This is a genomic window from Gilliamella sp. Gris3-2, from assembly GCF_001690345.1.
In the GTDB taxonomy this organism is placed as follows: Bacteria; Pseudomonadota; Gammaproteobacteria; order Enterobacterales; family Orbaceae; genus Gilliamella; species Gilliamella bombi.
Genome location: NZ_LZHB01000036.1, coordinates 1 through 475, shown reverse-complemented (window position 1 = coordinate 475; position 475 = coordinate 1). Strand labels below are relative to the sequence as shown.

Genomic DNA, 475 nt, shown 5'->3' with positions numbered 1-475 from the left:
TTTATAAAACATATCCGCCACTCTGGCCGCCCGTCAAACGTAGCTCACCATCAGGCCCAAAACTGTAATAATGTACGCCTATAGTGCTCTCCCCCAATACGGCTTCCTCTAAACCGCCATAGCCAGGATACAAGCTATAAATATCCTTATTTTTTATCCAGTTTGGCACGTTTTCCATATGGTAATAAAAAGTCACCATTCTCATCCCTTGCATTTGATCATCAACCTCATCAATTTTTTCAACCACCACTTTTCCAAAGCAGAAATTTGTTGCACTCCATTTTTTACCAAGATATTTACGTCCTTCATCCGTTAAATTATAGCGGTATAGTGGCTTGTCGCCATCGTGACCGACCAGCTCTTCGGTAAATAATCCCTCTTTGGCATAAAGGGAGAGTTTTAAGTTAAGTCTTTTATTTTGCTTAATTTTGTCATAGGGGTCTTTAGGATCTATTTCACCTTCAAGGTAATGAAT

Annotated in this window: 1 pseudogene; it reads right to left on the bottom strand. The window is 39.6% G+C overall.

The annotated features are described in order from the left end of the window. Position 1: 1 nt before the first annotated feature. A pseudogene (locus A9G32_RS12990) lies at positions 2-475 on the bottom strand (hypothetical protein); the annotation flags it as partial.